This is a genomic window from Roseomonas genomospecies 6 (genome assembly GCF_008365375.1).
Classification (GTDB): domain Bacteria; phylum Pseudomonadota; class Alphaproteobacteria; order Azospirillales; family Azospirillaceae; genus Azospirillum.
Genome location: NZ_QOKW01000067.1, coordinates 1 through 2,672, shown reverse-complemented (window position 1 = coordinate 2,672; position 2,672 = coordinate 1). Strand labels below are relative to the sequence as shown.

The following is a 2,672-nucleotide window of genomic DNA, read 5'->3' as shown; positions in this document are numbered from 1 at the left end:
GCCCGATCAGCCGCGTCTTGGAGTTGCCCAGCGCGCGCTTGACCCGCACCATGTCGAGCACCGGAATGCCCTCGGTGATGCACACCACCAGCGGGATCTCGGCGTCGATCGCCTCCAGGATGGCGTCCGCCGCGAACGGCGGCGGCACGTAGATCACCGACGCGTTGGCGCCGGTCTTCTCGACCGCGTCGGCCACCGTGTCGAAGACCGGCAGGTCGAGGTGCTTGGTGCCGCCCTTGCCCGGGGTGACGCCGCCGACCATCTTGGTGCCGTAGGCGATCGCCTGCTCGGAATGGAAGGTGCCCTGGGCTCCGGTGAAGCCCTGGCAGATCACCTTCGTGTTCTTATCGACGAGAACAGCCATCTTACGCGGCCTCCTTCACGGCCTTGACCACCTTCTCGGCGGCATCGGCGAGGTTGTCGGCCGACAGGATCGGCAGACCGGACTCAGCAAGGATCTTCTTGCCCAGCTCGACGTTCGTGCCTTCCAGGCGGACGACCAGCGGAACGTGCAGGTGCACCTCGCGGGCGGCTGCGACGACGCCTTCGGCGATGACGTCGCAGCGCATGATGCCGCCGAAGATGTTGACCAGGATGCCTTCGACGTTGGGGTCGGAGAGGATCAGCTTGAAGGCCGCGGTGACGCGCTCCTTCGTGGCGCCGCCGCCGACGTCGAGGAAGTTGGCCGGCTCGCCGCCGTACAGCTTGATGATGTCCATGGTCGCCATCGCCAGACCGGCGCCGTTGACCATGCAGCCGATGTTGCCGTCCAGCTTGACGTAATTGAGGTCGTGCTTGGCGGCCTCGACCTCGGTCGGGTCCTCCTCGGCCTCGTCGCGCAGTTCGGCCACGGTCTTGTGGCGGAACAGCGCGTTGTCGTCGAAGCTCATCTTGGCGTCGAGCGCCAGGATTTCACCAGCGCCGGTGACGATCAGCGGGTTGATCTCGACGATGGAGCAATCGAGTTCGGTGAAGGCGCGGTACATGGCGGTCAGGAACTTCGCCGCCGCTCCCACCTGCTTGCCTTCCAGGCCCAGCGCGAAGGCGACCTTGCGGGTGTGGTAGCCCTGGATGCCGGTGGCCGGGTCGATGGCGACCTTGACGATCTTCTCCGGCGTGTTGTGGGCGACCTCCTCGATCTCCATGCCGCCTTCGGTGGAGGCGATGATGGTGATGCGGCCCGACGCGCGGTCCACCAGCATGCCGAGATACAGCTCGCGCTTGATGTCGGCGCCTTCCTCGACGTAGAGGCGCTTGACCTCGCGGCCGTCCGGACCGGTCTGCTTGGTCACCAGGACGTGGTTGAGCATCTCGCCGGCGTTCTTGCCGACCTCTTCGATGGACTTGACGACGCGGACGCCGCCCTTGCCCTCGGGGTTGTCCTTGAAGCGGCCGGCGCCGCGGCCACCCGCGTGGATCTGCGACTTCACGACCCACACCGGGCCGCCCAGTTCGCGGGCGACGGTTTCGGCCTCTTCCGGCGAGAACGCGACGCCGCCGCGGGGAACCGCGACGCCGTACGTCTTCAGCAGGCCCTTGGCCTGATACTCATGGATGTTCATGGTTGTCTTCGAAGGTTTAAAATTGAAGGGTCCGGGGCGCAGGCCGGCATCGGCGCCGACGCCTCCCGCGCCGGCACCCCGCGTCCTGTGCTGAATCCGAAGAAGAATGGCGGTGTGAGCCGTTGGCTCGCCGGACGCCCGCGACCACGCCCGATCTTTTCAGTGCGTCGCGCATCGGCGGTCCGGCCTTGCGATGGAGCGGGCGTCCTATCGGAACGCCCTCGCCACGGCGGTCGTTACCCGGAGATCGTTACTCGGCGGCCATACGGGGAACAACCATCCCCAGTGCGCCGCTGCCCCGGACCTCGGCGATGCGGCGCTCGTCGAAGCCCAGCACCTCGCGCAGGATCTCGTCGGTGTGCTCGCCCAGCAGCGGCGAGCGGGTGACCTCGGTGGGGCTGTCCGACAGCTTGATCGGGTTGCCGACCGACAGGTACGTGCCGCGCGTCGGGTGATCGACCTCCACAATGGTGCCGGTCTCGCGCAGCGACTGGTCCTCCGCCAGCTCCTTCATCGACAGGATGGGGCCGCAGGGGATGTCGTACTTGTTGAGGATCTCCATGACCTCGAACTTCGTCTTGGTCATGGTCCACTCTTCGACCGTCGCGAAGATGTCCTTCAGGCGCGGCAGGCGCGCCGCGGGCGTCGCGTAGTCGGGGTCGGTGACCCATTCCGGCTTGCCGATGACCTGGCAGATCTTGCCCCAGACCGGCGCCTGGGCGATGAAGTAGATGTAGGCATTGGGATCGCTCTCCCAGCCCTTGCACTTCAAGATCCAGCCCGGCTGGCCGCCGCCCGAGGCGTTGCCGGCGCGCGGCACGGTGTCGCCGAACTCGCCGTTGGGATACTGCGGGTATTCCTTCAGCGGGCCGCGCTCCAGGCGCTGCTGGTCGCGCAGCTTGACGCGGCAGAGGTTGAGCACGGCGTCCTGCATGGCCGCCAGCACCTTCTGGCCGCGCCCGGTCTGGGTGCGCTGATAGAGTGCGGTGACGATGCCCAGCGCCAGATGCAGGCCGGTGCCGCTGTCGCCGATCTGGGCGCCGGTGACCATCGGCGGGCCGTCGTCGAAGCCGGTGGTCGAGGCCGAGCCGCCGGCGCACTGGGCGACGT

2 protein-coding genes and 1 pseudogene are annotated in these 2,672 nt (G+C 67.4%); all 3 read right to left on the bottom strand.

The features are described from left to right. Positions 1-364 (bottom strand): annotated as a pseudogene (locus tag DS843_RS30710) (succinate--CoA ligase subunit alpha); the annotation flags it as partial. A 1-nt stretch (position 365) separates the two neighbouring features. Further along, a complete protein-coding gene (gene sucC, locus DS843_RS30705) occupies positions 366-1,562 on the bottom strand; it encodes an ADP-forming succinate--CoA ligase subunit beta (RefSeq protein WP_149472599.1) in 1,197 nt (398 codons plus the stop codon). 250 nt (positions 1,563-1,812) lie between these two features. Further along, a partial coding sequence (locus tag DS843_RS30700) for a formyl-CoA transferase (protein ID WP_149472598.1) occupies positions 1,813-2,672 on the bottom strand: 860 nt, incomplete at its 5' end.